At 71.2% G+C, this 16,789-nt stretch carries 14 protein-coding genes and 1 pseudogene; all 15 read left to right on the forward strand.

The genetic code is table 11. From position 1 onward, the window contains the following. The first annotated feature begins 105 nt into the window (after nt 1-105). The 15 genes and pseudogenes from DK412_RS29520 to DK412_RS29590 all read left to right on the forward strand — a co-directional run bounded on the left by DK412_RS29520 (nt 106) and on the right by DK412_RS29590 (nt 16,779). Nucleotides 106-1,479 carry an LLM class flavin-dependent oxidoreductase gene (locus tag DK412_RS29520; RefSeq protein WP_109974905.1) on the forward strand — a complete coding sequence of 458 codons (1,374 nt, stop codon included), beginning with the start codon at nt 106-108 and terminating at the stop codon, nt 1,477-1,479. A gap of 572 nt (nt 1,480-2,051) precedes the next feature. Next, nucleotides 2,052-2,672 carry a GNAT family N-acetyltransferase gene (locus DK412_RS29525; RefSeq protein ID WP_109974906.1) on the forward strand — a complete coding sequence of 207 codons (621 nt, stop codon included), beginning with the start codon at nt 2,052-2,054 and terminating at the stop codon, nt 2,670-2,672. A 78-nt stretch (nt 2,673-2,750) separates the two neighbouring features. Beyond that, nucleotides 2,751-4,067, forward strand: a complete 1,317-nt coding sequence (locus tag DK412_RS29530) for an NtaA/DmoA family FMN-dependent monooxygenase (RefSeq protein WP_109974907.1) — start codon at nt 2,751-2,753, stop codon at nt 4,065-4,067. 384 nt (nt 4,068-4,451) lie between these two features. Then, the gene (locus DK412_RS29535; RefSeq protein WP_109974908.1) at nt 4,452-5,441 is read left to right on the forward strand and encodes an MsnO8 family LLM class oxidoreductase; all 990 of its coding nucleotides are present in this window, start codon (nt 4,452-4,454) and stop codon (nt 5,439-5,441) included. Nucleotides 5,442-5,458: 17 nt separating this feature from the next. Then, a complete protein-coding gene (locus tag DK412_RS29540; protein WP_109974909.1) occupies nt 5,459-6,805 on the forward strand; it encodes an LLM class flavin-dependent oxidoreductase in 1,347 nt (448 codons plus the stop codon). Continuing rightward, nucleotides 6,802-7,980, forward strand: coding sequence for a M20 aminoacylase family protein (locus DK412_RS29545; protein WP_109974910.1), 1,179 nt, complete (start codon nt 6,802-6,804; stop codon nt 7,978-7,980). The genes DK412_RS29540 and DK412_RS29545 overlap by 4 nt, the downstream gene beginning before the upstream one ends. Before the next feature lie 20 nt (nt 7,981-8,000). Beyond that, nucleotides 8,001-8,522 (forward strand): GNAT family N-acetyltransferase, encoded by a 522-nt coding sequence (locus tag DK412_RS29550; RefSeq protein ID WP_109974911.1) that lies wholly within the window; start codon nt 8,001-8,003, stop codon nt 8,520-8,522. Between the two features lie 37 nt (nt 8,523-8,559). Then, a complete protein-coding gene (locus tag DK412_RS31485) occupies nt 8,560-10,326 on the forward strand; it encodes an amino acid ABC transporter permease/ATP-binding protein (protein ID WP_109974912.1) in 1,767 nt (588 codons plus the stop codon). Nucleotides 10,327-10,363: 37 nt separating this feature from the next. Next, nucleotides 10,364-11,287 (forward strand): ABC transporter substrate-binding protein, encoded by a 924-nt coding sequence (locus tag DK412_RS29560; RefSeq protein ID WP_109974913.1) that lies wholly within the window; start codon nt 10,364-10,366, stop codon nt 11,285-11,287. Between the two features lie 16 nt (nt 11,288-11,303). Further along, nucleotides 11,304-12,263, forward strand: a complete 960-nt coding sequence (locus DK412_RS29565; RefSeq protein ID WP_109974914.1) for an ABC transporter substrate-binding protein — start codon at nt 11,304-11,306, stop codon at nt 12,261-12,263. A 4-nt stretch (nt 12,264-12,267) separates the two neighbouring features. Then, complete coding sequence (locus DK412_RS29570) at nt 12,268-13,299, forward strand: LLM class flavin-dependent oxidoreductase (protein ID WP_109974915.1); 1,032 nt, start codon at nt 12,268-12,270, stop codon at nt 13,297-13,299. A gap of 95 nt (nt 13,300-13,394) precedes the next feature. Continuing rightward, nucleotides 13,395-14,375, forward strand: a complete 981-nt coding sequence (locus tag DK412_RS29575; RefSeq protein ID WP_109974916.1) for a cysteine synthase family protein — start codon at nt 13,395-13,397, stop codon at nt 14,373-14,375. A 185-nt stretch (nt 14,376-14,560) separates the two neighbouring features. After that, nucleotides 14,561-14,843: pseudogene (locus DK412_RS31285) on the forward strand (helix-turn-helix domain-containing protein); the annotation flags it as partial. Nucleotides 14,844-15,110: 267 nt separating this feature from the next. Next, entirely contained in the window at nt 15,111-15,659 is a 549-nt protein-coding gene (locus DK412_RS29585) for an OsmC family protein (RefSeq protein WP_109974917.1), read from the forward strand. 43 nt (nt 15,660-15,702) lie between these two features. Next, complete coding sequence (locus DK412_RS29590) at nt 15,703-16,779, forward strand: ABC transporter substrate-binding protein (RefSeq protein WP_109974918.1); 1,077 nt, start codon at nt 15,703-15,705, stop codon at nt 16,777-16,779. Nucleotides 16,780-16,789 lie beyond the last annotated feature (10 nt).

Here is a 16,789-nt window from a genome sequence, read left to right on the forward strand (position 1 = left end):
TAAATTTTATCAACTAATTTGACATTGGGGCCGCCACGGGTGACACGAGCCGGGAGCCGCGGGAACCACCCGCGGCGAGAGGCCCGAGACGGCGAGAGGAAGACCATGACGTCCCGCCGCGAGCTTCGCCTCAACGCCTTCCAGATGGCCGCCCCGTCGCACAACTGGGCCGGCTTGTGGCGCCATCCGCGCGACACCCAGGCTGATTACAACACCCTGTCCTGGTGGACGGACCTGGCGCAGACGGCGGAGCGCGGCTTCCTCGACGGGCTGTTCATCGCCGACGTGTTCGGTCTCTACGACGTCTATGCGGGCAACGGCGACGCCGCGCTCCGCGCCGGCGCCCAGGCGCCCAACGCCGACCCGGTCCTCGCCGTCTCGGCGATGGCCCACGTCACACGCCATCTCGGCTTCGGCATCACCTCGAACCTGACCTACGATCACCCGTTCCAGTTCGCCCGCCGCTTCACCACCCTCGACCACCTCACCGGGGGCCGCCTCGGCTGGAACATCGTGACGGGCTACCTCGACAGCGGCGCCCGCGGCATGGGGTTGCGGGTCTCGCGCGACCACGACCAGCGCTACGAGGCGGCTGAGGACTTCATGGCGGCCGTCTACAAGCTGTGGGAGGGCTCCTGGGAGGACGGCGCGGTCGTGCGGGACAGGGCGGCGGGCGTGTTCACGCGGCCCGACAAGGTGCACCGCGTCGTGCATGACGGCCCGTACTACAAGGTCGATGCGCGCCACCTCGCCGAGCCCTCGCCGCAGCGCACGCCGGTCCTCTACCAGGCCGGCACGTCGGAGCGTGGCGTGCGCTTCGCCGGGCGCCATGCCGAGAGCGTCTTCCTCAACGGCCCGACGAAGCCCGCCGCCGCGAAGGCGGTCCGCAGCGTGCGTGAGGCGGCCCGGGAGGCGGGGCGCGATCCCTACGATATCCTGACCTTCCTCGGCGCCACCGTGATCGTCGCAGCAACCTCGGCCGAGGCCCGCGACCTGCGCGACGAGTACCGGAGCTATGTCGACGCGGCGGGTCAGCTGGCGCTCGTGTCCGGCTGGACCGGGATCGACCTGTCTAGCCTGTCCCTCGACGATCCCCTCGCCTTCCGGCGCACCAACGCGATCCGCTCGACGGTGGAGAACCTCACCCGCGCCGAGCGCCCGACCCTGGTGCGCGACCTCCTCGACTTCACGCCGGCCGGCGCCCGGGCGGCGGTCGTGGTCGGCTCCGCCAGCGAGGTCGCCGACGAGCTCCTGTCCTGGGTGGCGGAGACCGACGTCGACGGCTTCAATCTCGTGCGCACGGTGATGCCGGAATCGCTCGACGCGGTGGTGACCCTGCTCGTGCCCGAATTGCAGGCCCGCGGCGTGTTCAAGACCGCGTATCGCGAGGGGACGTTGCGGGAGAAGCTGTTTTCCGGACGCGGTGCGTTCCTGGCCGACAGCCATCCCGGCGCCGGCTTTCGCCGGACTGCCCGATGAGGCGCTGCGGACGCGCGCTCCTCCGTCTGAGCGCCTGTTTGACTTGCTGGACAGTGTTGCCACCATCCACGTCATTCCGGGGCCGCGTAGCGGAGCCCGGAATCCAGACACGCGGGTGGAGTCGAACGTGGTGCCTCCCGTTCCGCCTCATTCTGAACGTCCCGCGGTTCTGGATTCCGGGCTCCGCCACGCGGCCCCGGAATGACTCTGAGGGTTCGATATCTGTAGAAGCCAATCAAACAGGCTCTGCGCCGCCCGCCGGTCGCGGACGGATGGCGAATCTGCCACCTGCTGCCGTGCCGGCGGCCTATTCGTCCTTCGAACCCACGCAAAAAGAGAGATCGCTTTCATTGACGCGACCCAGGCTCGCGGCTGAATATACTCGGCGAACAACGTCTATATCGCAGACTTGATCCAGGAACGACCGCGCCAAGTGTGAGGGACGACCTGGCCGGTCCGTGATGAACATCACCAACTTGGACTCGGCGTGACGACACGCGTCGGTCGACGTCGTCCGAAGACCATGTCGGGCGCGCGATCCTGCGCCGAATTCCTCGATCCGGGAGCCTACCATGCCCGACGTCATCGTCCGCTCGTCTCCCCTGGAACCCGCCGCTCAAGCCCTCCTCGACGGGCTGGTGGCCGAGTATGACGGCCGCTACGGCGCCGTGAATCGGCCGGGCGGTGCCCGAGCCGAGATCCTGCGCTACCCCGCCGAAGCCTATCGCCCGCCGCTCGGGAACTTCCTGCTCGTCGTGCGCGACGGTGAGACCATCGCCGGCGGCGCGTTCATGAGCCACGACGACGTGACGGTCGAGCTCAAGCGGATCTGGACCCGGCCCGACCTGCGCCGCCAGGGGCTCGCGAAGCGCGTGGTCCAGGCGCTCGAGGACGAAGCCGTCCGGCTCGGCTACGCCCGAGCCTACCTGACGACGGGCTTTCGCCAGCCCGAGGCGACGGCGCTCTACATCTCCCTCGGCTACAGGCCCCTCTTCGACCTGGACGCCGACCCGCTGCTGTACCGCTCCCTGCCGTTCGAGAAGAACCTGGGTTCGGCCATTGCTCCCGTCACGCCGGTCCATCCACCCGCCGCGTCGTTCGAGGCGGCAACCGCCCGGGTGAACGCCCTGAAGGCGGAGCAGGAGCAACGGCTCCTCGCCCGCATCGCGGCGCATCAGGCGCGGGCCGCCTGACCCCGCCGTCTCGCCGCCGTCACGTCCATCCGCATGCCCACCCGCCGCATCGCCGGCGGGCCTCGCCCGGACCCCCTCATGGCCCTGCCCCGTCCCCGCCGGCTCAAGACCCTCGTCGGCGCGCCCACTCTCGTCGCGGCGGGAAACGACGCGGATCCCGGCCACGGCCTGCGTCGCGCCGTCGCGCTCGCCCGCAAGGCCGAGGCCGAGCGGATCACCGGCCTGTTCACCGCCGACCTGCTGCAGATCGACCCCGCGGGCCTCGCCGGAACGGCCGGCGTGCAGGAGCCGCTGATCGCGCTCGCCGCGCTCAGCCAGGCGACCTCCCGGATCGGCCTGGTGGCGACGGTCTCGACCACTTTCCAGCACCCCTTCAACCTCGCCCGGCAGCTCGCCACCCTCGACCACGTCAGCGGCGGCCGCGCCGCCTGGAACGCCGTGACCTCCTCGGTGGGCGAGGAGAACTTCGGCGAGTCCCTGCCGAGCCCCGAGGCGCGCTACGACCGGGCCGCCGAGTTCATCGCGGTCGTCAACGCCCTGTTCGACGCCAACGCGCGTGACGCGGTCGCCCGCAAGGCGTCGGGCGCGATCGCGGTCGATCCGGCGAAGTTTCACCGCATCGACCATCGCGGCCGGCACTTCGCCGTCGCTGGTCCGCTCAACGTGCCGCCGCTGCCGCAGGGGCGCCCGGTCCAGTTCCAGGCCGGGCAGTCGGAGGCGGGCGTGTCCGTCGGTGCCGCTCATGCCGAGGTGGTCTACACCTCGCAGCCGAGCTTCGAAGGCGCGGTCGCCTTCGCGACCGAGCTGCGCCGGCGCGCCGCCGCCTTCGGGCGCCGGAGCGGGCTGCCCTTCGTGATGAACTCCTTCCACTGCCTCATCGGCGAGTCCGAGGCCGATGTCGGCCGGCGCCTCGCCGAGAAGCACGCCCGGATCGACTACGACCAGGGCCGGCTCAAGCTCGCCGACATGCTGGGCGGAGAGATCGACCTGTCGGGGCTTCCCCTCGACGCGCCCCTGCCCGCGTCGCTCCTGCCGGAAGTGACGCGCATCAACCGCCGGCGCGGCCGGGTCGAGATCTTCCGCCGCTACGCCGAGCAGGGATTGCCGCTGCGCCGGCTCATCATCGAGGCCCAGGAGACCGGTCACTGGTCGGTCGCCGGCACGCCCGAGCAATTGGCCGACGCCCTCGAGGAACGCTACCGCGCCGGGATCCTCGACGTCGTCACCCTGCACGGTCTCGGCAATCCCGATCAGGAGGATAGGCTCGTCAACGGCCTCCTGCCCGAGCTGCGGCGGCGCGGCCTGATCGATCCCGACTATGTCGGCGACGACTTCCGCCAGAACCTCGAACTGCCGCCGCTGCACGAGGCGACCGCGCGGGCGCGGATCGCGTGAGTCCGGCGAGGCCGAGGCGTCCGGGAGAAGATCCTGCCGGCGCCTCCGTCTCCGGAGAAGCACCCTTCCTCGGCTTGCAAGATCTTTGGAAGCGGATTTCATTGACGGGAACCTCCGATGCGGAGGAAAGTCCGTGCTGTAGTGCATGATCGTTCGCAACAGAGCACGATCTTCTTTCGCGATCATCTCGCCGCTGGCCGATCTCACCTGTACGATCGTGGCTCGGGCGACCGGACAAGAATCCATGATCCTGATCGCCCTCCTGACGTCGATCGCCGCGCCGCGCCGCCCACCTCCGGCCGAGATCGGTCCCGCCCCATCCGATCGCGACGGCCGATGCAGGGCCCGTCCGGCGCCGATCCGCCCCGACGACCCGAGTTCCCGATGAGCTACCGCCTGAGCCTCCTCGACAAGAGCCCGCTGCTCCCGACCGAGCCGGCCGCCGCCGCGTTGCAGCGCACGATCGTGCTGGCGCAAGCCGCGGAACGCCTCGGCTACGCGCGCTTCTGGGTGGCGGAGCACCACGCCAATCCGGGGCTCGCCGGCACCGCGCCCGAGATCCTGATCGCGCATCTCGCCGCCCGCACCCAGCGCATCCGGCTCGGCTCCGGCGGCGTGCTCCTGCCGCATTACAGCCCTTACAAGGTCGCCGAGACCTTCAACCTGCTCGCCGCCCTGGCACCAAACCGGATCGACCTCGGCATCGGCAAGGCCCCGGGCGGCCTGCCCGACGCCACCCGCGCCCTGCGGCGCCGGCACGATCCGGCCGAGCTTGCCGCCTTCGACGACCTCCTCGCCGAACTCGACCGCTACCTCGCGCCCCCGGAGACGGGATCCTTGCGCGCCCTGCCGACGCCGCCCGCTTCCCCGGAGCGCTTCCTCCTGGGGGCCAGCCCCGACAGCGCGCGCACGGCCGCAGCCCTCGGCTGGCGCTTCGTCTATGCCGGCCAGCTCAACGGCGACCCGCGGGCGACCGAGGCGAGCCTGAACGCCTACGCGCAGGCCGGTGCTGCGGCCCCGCCCCTCCTCGCCGTCACCGCGCTCGCGGCCGCGACCACCGAGGAGGCCCGGGCGCTCACCGACCCGCTTCAGGTGGTGCGGGTCACGCTGCCCGACGGCCAGAGCGTCAACCTCGGCAGCGAGGCGCAAGCCGCGGAATTCGCCCGGCAGGCCGGCGCCGCCTCCTACCGGACCGAGGCCCGCCGGCCGCACGTGCTGTCGGGCACGTCCGTGGAGGTCCGGGCCGAACTCGACCGGCTCCATGCCCGCTTCGGCATCGAGGAATTCGTGATCGACACGCCGCCTTCCGCGACGGGCCGACGCCTCGCCTCCGTGACCCTCCTCGCGGGCGGCGCCCCGGCGCTGGCGGCCTGACCTTCGAGAGCCCCACGATGACCCAGACCCGTCTCACCTTCGGCCTGATGCTCCAGGGCGGCGGCAGCCACATGAATGCGTGGCGCCACCCGAGCAACCCGGTCGACGCCAGCGTCAATCTCGACTTCTTCGTCCGCAACGCTCGCAAGGCGGAACGGAACGGCATCGCCTTCGCGTTCGTGGCCGACGGGCTCTACATCAACGAGAAGTCGATCCCGCACTTCCTCAACCGCTTCGAGCCGCTGACCATCCTGTCGGCGCTGGCGGCGAACACCGAGAAACTCGGCCTCGTCGGCACGGTCTCGACCTCGTACAGCGACCCTTTCACGATCGCCCGGCAATTCGCCTCGCTCGACCTGATCAGCGGCGGCCGCGCCGGCTGGAACGCCGTGACCTCGCCGCTCGAAGGCTCGGGGCGGAACTACAGCCGGCCGCATCCCGAGCACGGCTTGCGCTACGAGATCGCGGGCGAACACCTCGACGTCGTGAAGGGCCTGTGGGATTCCTGGGACGACGACGCGTTCCCGCGCGACCGCGAGACCGGCCGGTTCTTCGATCCCGACAAGCTGCACCGCCTCGACCACAAGGGGCGCTTCTTCCAGGTCGAGGGCCCGCTCAACATCCAGCGCTCAGGCCAAGGCCAGCCGGTGGTGTTCCAGGCCGGCTCGTCGGAGGCCGGAATCGGGCTCGCCGGGCGCCACGCCGACGCGGTCTTCGCCAATCATGTGCCGCTCCCCGAGGCGCAGAGCCTCTACCGCAGCCTCAAGGCGAGCGCGGTCGCCCATGGCCGCCGGGCCGACGACCTCAAGGTTTTCCCCGGCGCCGGTCCGATCGTCGGGCGGACCAGGGCCGAGGCCGAGGAGAAGTACCGGGCGATCCGCGACCTGATCTCGATCGACGACGCGCTCGCCTATCTCGGCCGCTTCTTCGACCACCACGATTTTTCCGCCTACCCGCTCGACGCCCCCTTCCCCGATCTCGGCGAGATCGGCCGCAACAGCTTCCGCTCCACCACCGACCGCATCAAGCGCAACGCCGCCGAGAAGGGCCTGACCCTGCGCGAGGCGGCGCTCGAAGCCGCGACCCCGCGCACCGACCTGATCGGCTCGGCCGAGGAGGTCGCCGGCGAGCTGATCACCCGCGTCGAGCAGGGGGCCGCGGACGGCTTCGTCCTGGGCTTTCCGGTGATCGGCCAGGGCCTCGACGACTTCGTCGACCTCGTGATCCCGGTGCTGGAGGCGCGCGGCGTCTACGACCGCGCGCTGCCGGGACGGACGCTGCGCGACCATCTGGGCCTCCCCCGCCGCGAGAGCCGCTACGCCGTCGAGGACACGGTACCGGCGCACCGGGTGGGCGCGCGATGACGAGCATCTCGGTCGAGGCGGAACGCGGAATCGATCCCGGCATCCTCGCAACGCTCTCCGAGTTCACGGCCTTGCGCCGGGACCTGCACCGGCATCCGGAACTCGCCTTCCGGGAGGCCCGCACGAGCGGGCTCGCGGCCGAGCGGCTGAACGCATGGGGCTACTCCGTGACCACCGGGCTCGGTGGCACCGGGGTGGTCGGGATCCTGCGGAAGGGAAACGGCGCGCGCCGGCTCGGACTGCGGGCCGACATGGACGCGCTGCCGATCCGCGAGCGGACCGGCCTGCCCTATGCCAGCGCCACGGACGGCGCGATGCATGCGTGCGGCCATGACGGCCACACCACGATCCTGCTCGCCGCCGCCCGGCGCCTCGCCGAGGCCGAGTTCTCCGGCACGCTGACGCTGATCTTCCAGCCGGCCGAGGAGATCGGCGCCGGGGCGCGCACGCTGCTCGGCGAGGGCCTGTTCGAGCGCTTCCCGGTCGACGCGGTGTTCGGCCTGCACAACTGGCCCGGCGTCCCGCGCGGCCAGTTCGGCTTCGTCGCCGGGCCGGCGATGGCGGCGGTGGACAAGGCGACGATCCGGATCGTCGGCCGCGGCGGCCACGGCGCCTCGCCCCACGAGACCGTCGATCCGGTGGTGGCGGCGTCCTCCCTCGTGCTCGCGCTGCAGAGCGTGGTGTCGCGCAACGTCGATCCGCGCGAAGCGGCGGTCGTCAGCGTCGGCGCCATCCACGGCGGGGAAGCGTCGAACGTGATCCCCGACAGCGTCGACCTCACGCTCACCATCCGCAGCTTCGACCCGTCCGTGCGCGACCGGCTGGAGGAACGGGTCACCGCGATCGCCCGCGCCCAGGCCGAGAGCTACGGCGCTCAGGCAGAGGTCGACTACCGCCGCGGCCTGCCGCCCCTGCGCAACCACCCGGCGGAGACGACTTTCGCCCGTGACGTCGCCCTCGCGACCTTCGGGCCGGAGCGCGTGGCGGAGGACTTCCGCCCGCGGATGGCGAGCGAGGACTTCGCCCACCTCGTGGCGGCGCGTCCCGGCAGCTTCCTCTTCGTCGGCAACGGCGACGGGCCGCCGCTGCACAGCCCGGACTACGATTTCGACGACGCCCTAATCGCGCCCGCTGCGACCTACTGGGTCCGCCTCGCCGAAACCTTCCTCGCCTGATCCCGCGACCGGAGCGGCCCATGCCCGACCTGTTCGTCTCGACCACGCCCCTCGACCCACGGGCGAAGCCCCTCGTCGACCAGCTGACGCAGGAATACGTTACCCGCTACGGCAGCTATTTCGGCGATCCGCCGGGCGCCGAGATGACCCGTTACCCGCCCGAGGTCTTCGCGGCCCCGGACGGGCACTTCCTGCTCCTCCTGCGCGACGGCGTCGCGATCGCCGGGGGCGCGTTCAAGCGCCTCGACGCGCGGACCGCCGAGCTGAAGCGGGTCTGGACCGACACAGCCTTTCGCCGCCAGGGCCTGGCGCGCCGGGTCGTCGCGGAACTGGAGGCCCAGGCCGTGCAGCAGGGCTACGCGCGGGCCTACCTCACGACGGGCTTTCGCCAGCCGGAGGCCAAGGGGCTCTATCTCGGCCTCGGCTACACGCCCCTGTTCGACGTCGACGCCGATCCCGAGACCTACGGCATCCTGCCCTTCGAGAAGGCGCTGCCGGGCGCCGCGCTGACGCATACCGGCCCGCAGCGCACAGCCGCCTGATCGAACGATCCCTCACTGTATCCGAGCCCGATCCCCCATGCCCCTCGCCGCCAACGTGGCGGACCTGCCCGCGCAGGCCCGCGCCGCCTCCCCCGGTCGCGACTTCAGCGGCTTTCGCGTCGTCCCGGCCCGATACCCCGCCCGCACAATTGGCACGATCTTCGCCGGGCTCGTCATCGCGGGCGTCCTGTACTCGGTCCTCACAAACCCGCGCTGGGGCTGGGACGTATTTGCCGAGTGGTTCTTCGCCGAGCCGGTGCTGGTCGGGCTCGGGCGCACCCTGCTGCTGACGGCGCTCGGCACGGTCCTCGGCTTCCTGTTCGGCACGCTGCTCGCGCTCGCCCGAGTCTCCGGATCGCCGCTGCTCTCGGGGCTGGCTTGGAGCTACGTCTGGCTCTTTCGCTCGATCCCGCTGATCGTGCTGCTCCTGATCCTCAACAATCTCGGCTACCTCTACGACACGATCTGGATCGGCGTGCCGTTCACCGGGATCACGCTCGCCTCGTGGCAGACGACGCAAGCGATCACGCCGTTCCTCGCCGCCGTGCTCGGGCTGACGCTGCACGCCTCCGCCTTCTCCTGCGAGATCGTGCGCGGCGGCATCCTGGCGGTCGACCAGGGCCAGCACGAGGCGGCCGCGGCGCTCGGGCTGCCGCGCCGCCGGCAGGTCTCGCGCATCGTCCTGCCGCAGGCGATGCGGACCATCCTGCCGACCGCCTTCAACGAGGTCATCAGCATCGCCAAGGGCACCTCGCAGGTCTACATCCTGGCCCTGCCCGAGCTGTTCTACACGATCCAGGTCATCTACCGGCGGAACCTCGAGGTGATCCCGCTCCTGATGGTGGCGACCGTCTGGTACCTGGTGATCCTCAGCGTCCTGTCCTTCGTCCAGCGCCACGTCGAGCGCTACTACGCCCGCGGCGCGCTGCGGAACCCGCCGCCCTCGCTGATCGGTACCGCGCTCAAGCGCCTGCACCGGGCCGGCACTCCTGCACAATCCGCCGTCCCGGCCGTCTCGCCTCCGCCGGTCCTGCCCGCCCGCCAGGGCGGCGAGATCCGCATCACGAACGTTTCGAAGAGCTTCGGCACCCTCAAGGTGCTCGACGAGGTCAGCCTCGCCCTGCGGCCGGGCAGCGTGACGGCGATCATCGGCCAGTCCGGCTCCGGCAAGTCGACGCTCCTGCGGGCAATCAACCATCTCGAGCGGGTCGATGCCGGCTTCATCGCCATCGACGGCGAGCTGATCGGCTACCGCCAGGACGGCGACACGCTCTACGAGCTCAAGGAGAAGGACATCCTCGCCCGCCGCGTCGATGTCGGCATGGTGTTCCAGAGCTTCAACCTGTTCCCGCACCTCACGGTGATCGAGAACATCGTCGAGGCGCCGGTCACCGTCCGTGGCCTGCCCCGGGTGCAGGCGGTCGCCGAGGCGCGCGAACTGCTGGCCCGGGTCGGTCTCGCCGACAAGGCCGACGCCTATCCGCGCCAGCTGTCCGGCGGGCAGCAGCAGCGGGTCGCCATCGCCCGGGCGCTGGCGCTGCGGCCCAAGGTGCTGCTGTTCGACGAGCCGACCTCCGCCCTCGACCCCGAGCTCGTCGGCGAGGTGCTCGACGTGATCAAGGAGCTTAGCCTCTCCGGCACCACCCTGGTGATCGTCACCCACGAGATCGGGTTTGCCCGCGAGGTCGCCGACCAGGTGGTGTTCATGGAGGACGGCCGGATCCTCGAACAGGGCCCGCCCTCCCGCGTGCTCGCCGCGCCGGAGCATCCCCGCACCCGCGAGTTCCTCGCCAAGGTGCTCTGACTTTCCCCTCGCCCCCTCCCCCGAAGGACCTCGTCCCGTGCCGACCCGTCGCGACTCGCTCGCCCTTCTCGCTGCCGCCTCCGCCCTCCTCTCCGGCCGTGCCTTCGCGCAGGCTGTCGACCTCTCCCCCGAGCAGCCCGGCCGCGTCCGCGCCCCGCGCGACGAGGAGGCGATCCGGCTGATCGCCAAGGACGCAAGGTTCGCCCATGACGGCGTGTTCACGGTCGGCAACAACACCGGGCGTCTCCCTTTCGCGGGCTATGCCAGCGACACCAAGACGGTGATCGGCGCCGAGATCGACCTCGCCCAGCTCGTCGCCGACGCGCTCGGCCGCCGGCTCGAGATCGTCCCGACCTCCTGGGCCGACTGGCCCCTGGGGCTCGCCTCGGGCCGGTTCGACGCGGTGATCTCGAACGTCACCGTCACCGAGCAGCGCAAGGAGAAGTTCGACTTCTCGACCTACCGCAAGGACCTGCTCGGCTTCTACGTCAAGGCGGGCAATCCCCTCGTCATCCGCGAGCCGAAGGACGTGGCCGGGCTCAAGGTCATCGTCGGATCGGGCACCAACCAGGAGCAGATCCTGCTGCGCTGGAACGACCAGAACGTGAAGGCCGGCCTCAAGCCGATCGAGGTGCAGTATTACGACGACGACGTGGTGCTCTATCTCGCCCTCGAATCGGGCCGTGCCGACGCCTATCTCGGCCCCAACGCCCTTCTGAGCTTCAAGGCGGCCCGCGAGGGCAAGACGCGGCTCGCCGGCAACTTCAGCGGCGGCTGGCCGGTGGCGGCCGAGATCGCCGTGACGACCCGGAAGGGGGCGGGCCTCGCGGAGGGCATCACGCACGCGATCAACACCCAGATCCGCAACGGCAATTACGCCAAGGCGCTCGCGCGCTGGAACCTCTCGGCCGAGGCGATCGAGGAATCGCGCACCAACCCGCCCGGCCTGCCGCGGGCTTGAGAGCCGGAGATCCCCCATGAGCCTCCCCAAGAGCCTCTCCCTGCGCGTGCGGCGCCGGTTCCTGTCGCTCCTCGTCGGCGCGGCCTGCGCCGGCGCGATCCTGCCCGCTGCGGCGCAGAACACCCCTTTCGACCTTGGCCCCGAGCAGCCGGGGCGGATCCGCGCCGAGGCCGACCCGGCGGCGATCGCCCGGATCCCCAAGGGATACCGGTTCGTCGCGCCGGGGACCCTGACGGTGGCGATCCACCCCGGCTCGCCACCGCTCGGCACCTACGCGACCGATGCGAAGACCGTGGTCGGCGCGGATCCCGACTTCGCCCAGCTCGTCGCCGACAGCCTCGGCCTCAAGCTCGCCCTCGTCCCGGTGGCCTGGGCCGACTGGCCGCTCGGCCTCGCATCGGGCCGCTACGACGCCGTGATCTCGAATGTCGGCGTCACCGAGCAGCGCAAGGAGAAATTCGACTTCTCGACCTACCGGCAGGGCCTGCACGGCTTCTTCGTGCGCACCGACAGCAAGATCGACCAGATCCGCGAGCCGAAGGACGCGGCGGGTCTGACGATCAGCGTCGGCGGCGGCACCAACCAGGAGCGCATCCTGGTCGAGTGGAGCCGGCAGAATGTCGCGGCGGGCCTCAAGCCCATCGACCTGCAGCTCTTCGACGACGAGGCGGAACGCCTCGTCGCCCTGCGATCGGGCCGGGCCGACGCGGTCGTGCAGCCTCACGCACAGCTCGTCTTCGTGGCAGCCCGCGACCGGGACATCCGGCGGGTCGGCACGCTCAGCGCCGGCTGGCCGCTCACATCCGACGTGGCGATCGCGACCCGAAAGGGCAGCGGCCTCGTCGATGCGCTGACGCAGGCCACGAACGGCCTGATCGCGAACGGGACGTATCGCCAGGCCCTGGCGCGGTGGGGCCTGGAGGAGGAGGCGCTGCCGCGCTCCGAGACCAACCCGCCCGGCCTGCCGAAGTACTGACGCGATGGCGCCCCTCGCCGTGCCGCGCCTCGCCTTCCTGGTACCAGGCAATTACGACGATGCCGATCCGCGCACAGGGCTCGAGGAGACCCTCGCGCTCCTCGCCGAAGGCGAAGCGCTCGGCTTCGACGGCGCCTGGGTGCGGCAGCGCCACCTCGAGCCCGGGATCTCCTCGGCGGCGACGTTCCTGGCCGCCGCGACGCAGCGCACGCGGCGCATCGGGCTCGGCGTCGCGGTGATCCAGATGGGCTACGAGAATCCTTTTCGGCTGGCCGAGGACCTGTCCCTCGTCGACGTCCTGTCCGGAGGCCGGCTCGAGGTCGGTCTCAGCGCCGGACCGCCGCCGCATGGGAGCCTCCTCGGCGAGCGTTTCCACGACGGCGAGCCCACGGCAGTCGATGTCTCGCACGGCCGCGTCGGGCGCCTTGCCGCCAACCTCGACGGCGACTGGCTCGGCGAGCCGGATACCCGCATCACCTCGGCCGCCGGCAGCCACCGGCCCCGCCTGCGGCCCTACGCGCCGGGCTTGCGCCAGCGGCTGTGGTACGGCGCCGGATCCCTGCACTCGGTGCGCTGGGCGGCCGAGAACGGCTTCCATCTTCTCGTCGGCAACATCAACATCGCGGAGGAGGCCGACGACTTCCTCGACGTACAGGCCCGTCATGTCGCGACCTTCCGGGCGCATTGGCGCGGCGCGGGCGCTCCCCGGATCGCGGTCGGCCGGGTGATCCTGCCGACCGACGGCGCCGACGCCGCGACGCGCGAGCGGTACCGGGCCTTCGCTGCCGGCCGCCATGCCCGCACCCTCGCCCCGCAAGGAGGGCAGGCGAAGGGCGAGCGCCGCACCCTGTTCGCGCCCGACCTCGTCGGCCCCGCGGCCGAGCTGGTCGAGCGGCTGCGCGCGGACCCGATCCTCCCCTTCGCCGACACCCTGCGGGTGGAGCTGCCCTACAACTTCGCGGCCGCCGACTATCGCCAGATCCTCGCCGATGTCGCGTCCCTCGTCGCGCCCAGGCTCGGCTGGGCGGCGGCGTGATCCGGCCCGCTGCCCGGACCGGTGGTCGCCGAGGCGAGAAGCGGTCCGAAGATTCCGGGCGCGAGGCACGACAAGGAGAGGTCCAAGGAGAGATCATGGACGATCCGCGCGACCATTTCGGCGCCCTCATCGGCGACACGCCGCTCCTCGAGCTGCGGCGCTTTTGCGAGCGGCGGGGCCTTCGGGCCCGCATCCTGGCCAAGGTCGAGGCACTGAACCCGGCGGGCAGCATCAAGGACCGCACCGCCTGGGGCATTATCCGCGCCGCCGAGGCCGAGGGCCGGCTGGTACCGGGGCAACTCCTCGTCGACCTCACCAGCGGCAATACCGGGATCGGCCTCGCGGCGCTCGCCGCGGCCCGGGGCTACCGGGCGAAGTTCTACCTGCGCGCCTCGACAAGCCTTGAGAAGGTCGCGATCATCCACCGCTACGGCGCCGCGACCGTTCTGATCGACGATGCGGAGTTCCTGGCACCCGGCGGGGTCGACGCGATCATCGACCGCGTGCGGCGCGACAATCCCGACGCCTTCTACACCGACCAGCGCGCCAACCCGGCCAATCCCCGCATCCATCACGACACGACCGGCCCCGAGATCTGGCGCGACACGGACGGTGCCGTCGACATCCTGGTCGCGGCGATCGGGACCGGCGGCACGATCTCGGGCACCGGCCGCTTCCTCAAGGCGCGCAAGCCGGGCGTGACGGTGGTGGCGGTCGAGCCGGCACCCGGGTCGGTCCCGACGCGCGAGCATCCGCAGGTCGACACCGTCGAGGGCGTGCACCGCGTGACTGGAGTCGAGGCGAGCCTGCTGCCGGCGAATTTCGACGCGGGCGTCGTCGACGCCTTCATCCCGTGCGAGACCCGCGAGGCACGGGCGGCGGCACGAGCGCTCGCCCGCGAGGAGGGCCTGTTCGCCGGGCCCTCCTCCGGTGCGGTCCTGCACGCCGCGTCCGTGCTCGCCGGACGCCGGGAGCATGCCGGGCGAACGATCGTCGCGATCTTCGCCGATGGCGGCGAGCGCTACCTGTCGCAGGATCGGGCGGACGAGATCGCATCGGCGGTCGAACGGCCCTAGGCACTTCCTACCGGCTCACGCCGCCGAAGGCTCGTCCGGTGAATCGGACATCGTCATCGGCTTGCGGAAGCGGCGCTCGCGGGCACGGCCCCCCGCGTCAGTGCCACGCCCGCGATGCCGACGGCCATCCCGGCGACGACGATGCGAGAACGCCGCGGTGGCCCTGACCCTTCTCGGTAATCGCTATGAAACAGGATGCGAGAGCGCGCGGCGGGCGGCCGTGGAGTTTCGACCGGGACGCCGCGATCGACACCGCGATGCTGCTGTTCTGGCGCCACGGCTACGAGGGGGTCTCGATCGGGATCTGGCGAAGGCGATCGGGATCGCCCCTCCGAGCCTCTACGCCGCCTTCGGCAGCAAGGCGGACCTCTACCGGCGGGCGGTGGAGCGCTACGAGGAGACCCGGGGGGCCTGGATCGGGCGGCGATCCGGTCGGCACCGTCGTTGCCGGACGCGGTCCGCGTGCTCAGGGCTGTCCGTCTCGGAACGGCAGCACGAGGTGGCACCACCGCCTCGCAAAGGCCTTGGCGCGAGGGTCTGCCCATTCACATGGCGGACGCGGCCCGGGGAGAAGAATTTACCTGTCCTCCCGCCGCGCTTCGAATACTTGTTTCTAGAAATTCAAATATAAAATAATCTCGTTTCGTTGACGTCCACCACCAGCAAAGACACAATTACCGCCTCGCAACAGATCTGGCGCGAACGGCAGCCGCGCGCTGCACGCATGAGGTCGGCATGACGTCGCTTAACGAATACTTGGTGGAGAAGCGCGCGGCCGTGGCGGCGCGGGAGAGGCGGATCGAGGGCGGGAGCCTGGGGGCGGTTCCGCTCTCCGCGCAGGTCAGCGTCGAGGGCCGCAGCGGCGTGCGCCGGATCCGGATCCGCGACCATCAGGTCGTCACCGATTCCCCGCCGGACTTCGCCGGCTACGACCTCGGCCCCGGCTCGCCGGAGCTGCAGCTCGGCATCCTCGGCAGCTGCCTCGCCCATTCCTACCTGATCCAGGCCGCTCGCCTCGGCGTGCCCCTCGACGCGGTGGACGTCACGGTGAGCGGGCAGCTCGATGCCCGGGCCGGCCGGCCCGGCTACGAGGCGGTGCCGGTGAGCCCGCACGATCTGGCCTACACCGTGCGGATCGTCTCGCCGGCCTCCCGCGAGGCGGTGGCCCGCCTCGAGGCCGAGGTCGATCGCGCCTGCCCGATCCTCAACCTCCTGCGCTCGCCGCAGACCGTGCGCGGCACGCTCGATCACCGCGCGCCCGACGCACCCGCGCAAGCCGCCTGACGGTCTCACCCCCGCCGAAGCCTCCCCGACAAGCCCCCGGACGATGACGCTCCCTCCCCTCTCCCACACCCGCCGCCGCTTCCTCGCCCGCGCCGGCACCCTCGGTCTTGCCGCGCCGCTCGGCCTCGTCGGCTCGCCCTCCTCGGCCGGGCTCCTGCCGGTGCCGGACCTCGCCGGCGCGCCGATCTGCCGGGTCGCGGCCGAGGGGCCGGCCGCCATCGGCGCCCCGCGCCCGATCAAGCTCGCCTGGAACGCCTCGGCGATCTGCACCGCCGCCGCCCCCGTCGCCAAGGAGAGCGGGGTGTTCGCCCGGTACGGGCTCGACGTCGAATTCGTCAATTTCGGCGGCTCGACCGAGCAGCTGCTGGAGGCGATCGCGACCGGCAAGGCGGATGCCGGCATCGGCATGGCCCTGCGCTGGCTGAAGCCCCTGGAGCAGGGCTTCGACGTCAAGGTCACGGCGGGCATCCACGGCGGCTGCATGCGGCTGCTCGGCGCGAGGTCGGCCGGAGCGACGAGCCTGGAATCGCTGAAGGGCAAGGTGATCGCGGTGAGCGACCAAGCCTCGCCGGCCAAGAACTTCTTCAGCCTGCTTCTCGCCAAGCGCGGCATCGATCCCGAGCGCGAGGTCGAGTGGCGGGTCTATCCCCTCGATCTCCTCAACCTCGCGGTCGAGAAGGGCGAAGCCCAGGCGCTCGCCGACGGCGATCCGCGCACCTTCCTGTGGGCGAAGGACACCCGCCTGACCGAAATCGCCAACAATCTCTCGGCCGAGTACCACGACCGGACCTGCTGCATCCTCGCGCTGCGCGGCTCGCTGGTGCGCGACGAGCGCCCGGTGGCGGCGTCCCTCACCCGGGCGCTGCTCGAGGCCGGCACCCGGGTCGCGCACGATCCCGATTACGCCGCCAAGGTCTATGCCGGCTACGGCGGCAAGGGCTCGGTGGACGAGCTCGCCGCGATGCTGCGCAGCCACACCCATCACCACCACCCCCTCGGGGCGGAGCTGAAGCAGCAGATCGCCGCCTATATCGACGAGCTGAAGACCGTGAAGGTGATCCGTGCCCGCACCGACGCGAAGCAATTCGCCGAGCGCGTCTACGCCGACGTCCTGAGCTGAGGCGGCATCC

Source organism: Methylobacterium sp. 17Sr1-1 (assembly GCF_003173775.1).
GTDB lineage: Bacteria > Pseudomonadota > Alphaproteobacteria > Rhizobiales > Beijerinckiaceae > Methylobacterium.

What these genes read in the sequence shown, in the direction of transcription:
- DK412_RS29520 (WP_109974905.1), top strand. Translation starts at nt 106, where the DNA reads ATGACGTCCCGCCGCGAGCTTCGCCTCAACGCCTTCCAGATGGCCGCC.
- DK412_RS29525 (WP_109974906.1), top strand. Translation starts at nt 2,052, where the DNA reads ATGCCCGACGTCATCGTCCGCTCGTCTCCCCTGGAACCCGCCGCTCAA.
- DK412_RS29530 (WP_109974907.1), top strand. Translation starts at nt 2,751, where the DNA reads ATGGCCCTGCCCCGTCCCCGCCGGCTCAAGACCCTCGTCGGCGCGCCC.
- DK412_RS29535 (WP_109974908.1), top strand. Translation starts at nt 4,452, where the DNA reads ATGAGCTACCGCCTGAGCCTCCTCGACAAGAGCCCGCTGCTCCCGACC.
- DK412_RS29540 (WP_109974909.1), top strand. Translation starts at nt 5,459, where the DNA reads ATGACCCAGACCCGTCTCACCTTCGGCCTGATGCTCCAGGGCGGCGGC.
- DK412_RS29545 (WP_109974910.1), top strand. Translation starts at nt 6,802, where the DNA reads ATGACGAGCATCTCGGTCGAGGCGGAACGCGGAATCGATCCCGGCATC.
- DK412_RS29550 (WP_109974911.1), top strand. Translation starts at nt 8,001, where the DNA reads ATGCCCGACCTGTTCGTCTCGACCACGCCCCTCGACCCACGGGCGAAG.
- DK412_RS31485 (WP_109974912.1), top strand. Translation starts at nt 8,560, where the DNA reads ATGCCCCTCGCCGCCAACGTGGCGGACCTGCCCGCGCAGGCCCGCGCC.
- DK412_RS29565 (WP_109974914.1), top strand. Translation starts at nt 11,304, where the DNA reads ATGAGCCTCCCCAAGAGCCTCTCCCTGCGCGTGCGGCGCCGGTTCCTG.
- DK412_RS29570 (WP_109974915.1), top strand. Translation starts at nt 12,268, where the DNA reads ATGGCGCCCCTCGCCGTGCCGCGCCTCGCCTTCCTGGTACCAGGCAAT.
- DK412_RS29575 (WP_109974916.1), top strand. Translation starts at nt 13,395, where the DNA reads ATGGACGATCCGCGCGACCATTTCGGCGCCCTCATCGGCGACACGCCG.
- DK412_RS29585 (WP_109974917.1), top strand. Translation starts at nt 15,111, where the DNA reads ATGACGTCGCTTAACGAATACTTGGTGGAGAAGCGCGCGGCCGTGGCG.
- DK412_RS29590 (WP_109974918.1), top strand. Translation starts at nt 15,703, where the DNA reads ATGACGCTCCCTCCCCTCTCCCACACCCGCCGCCGCTTCCTCGCCCGC.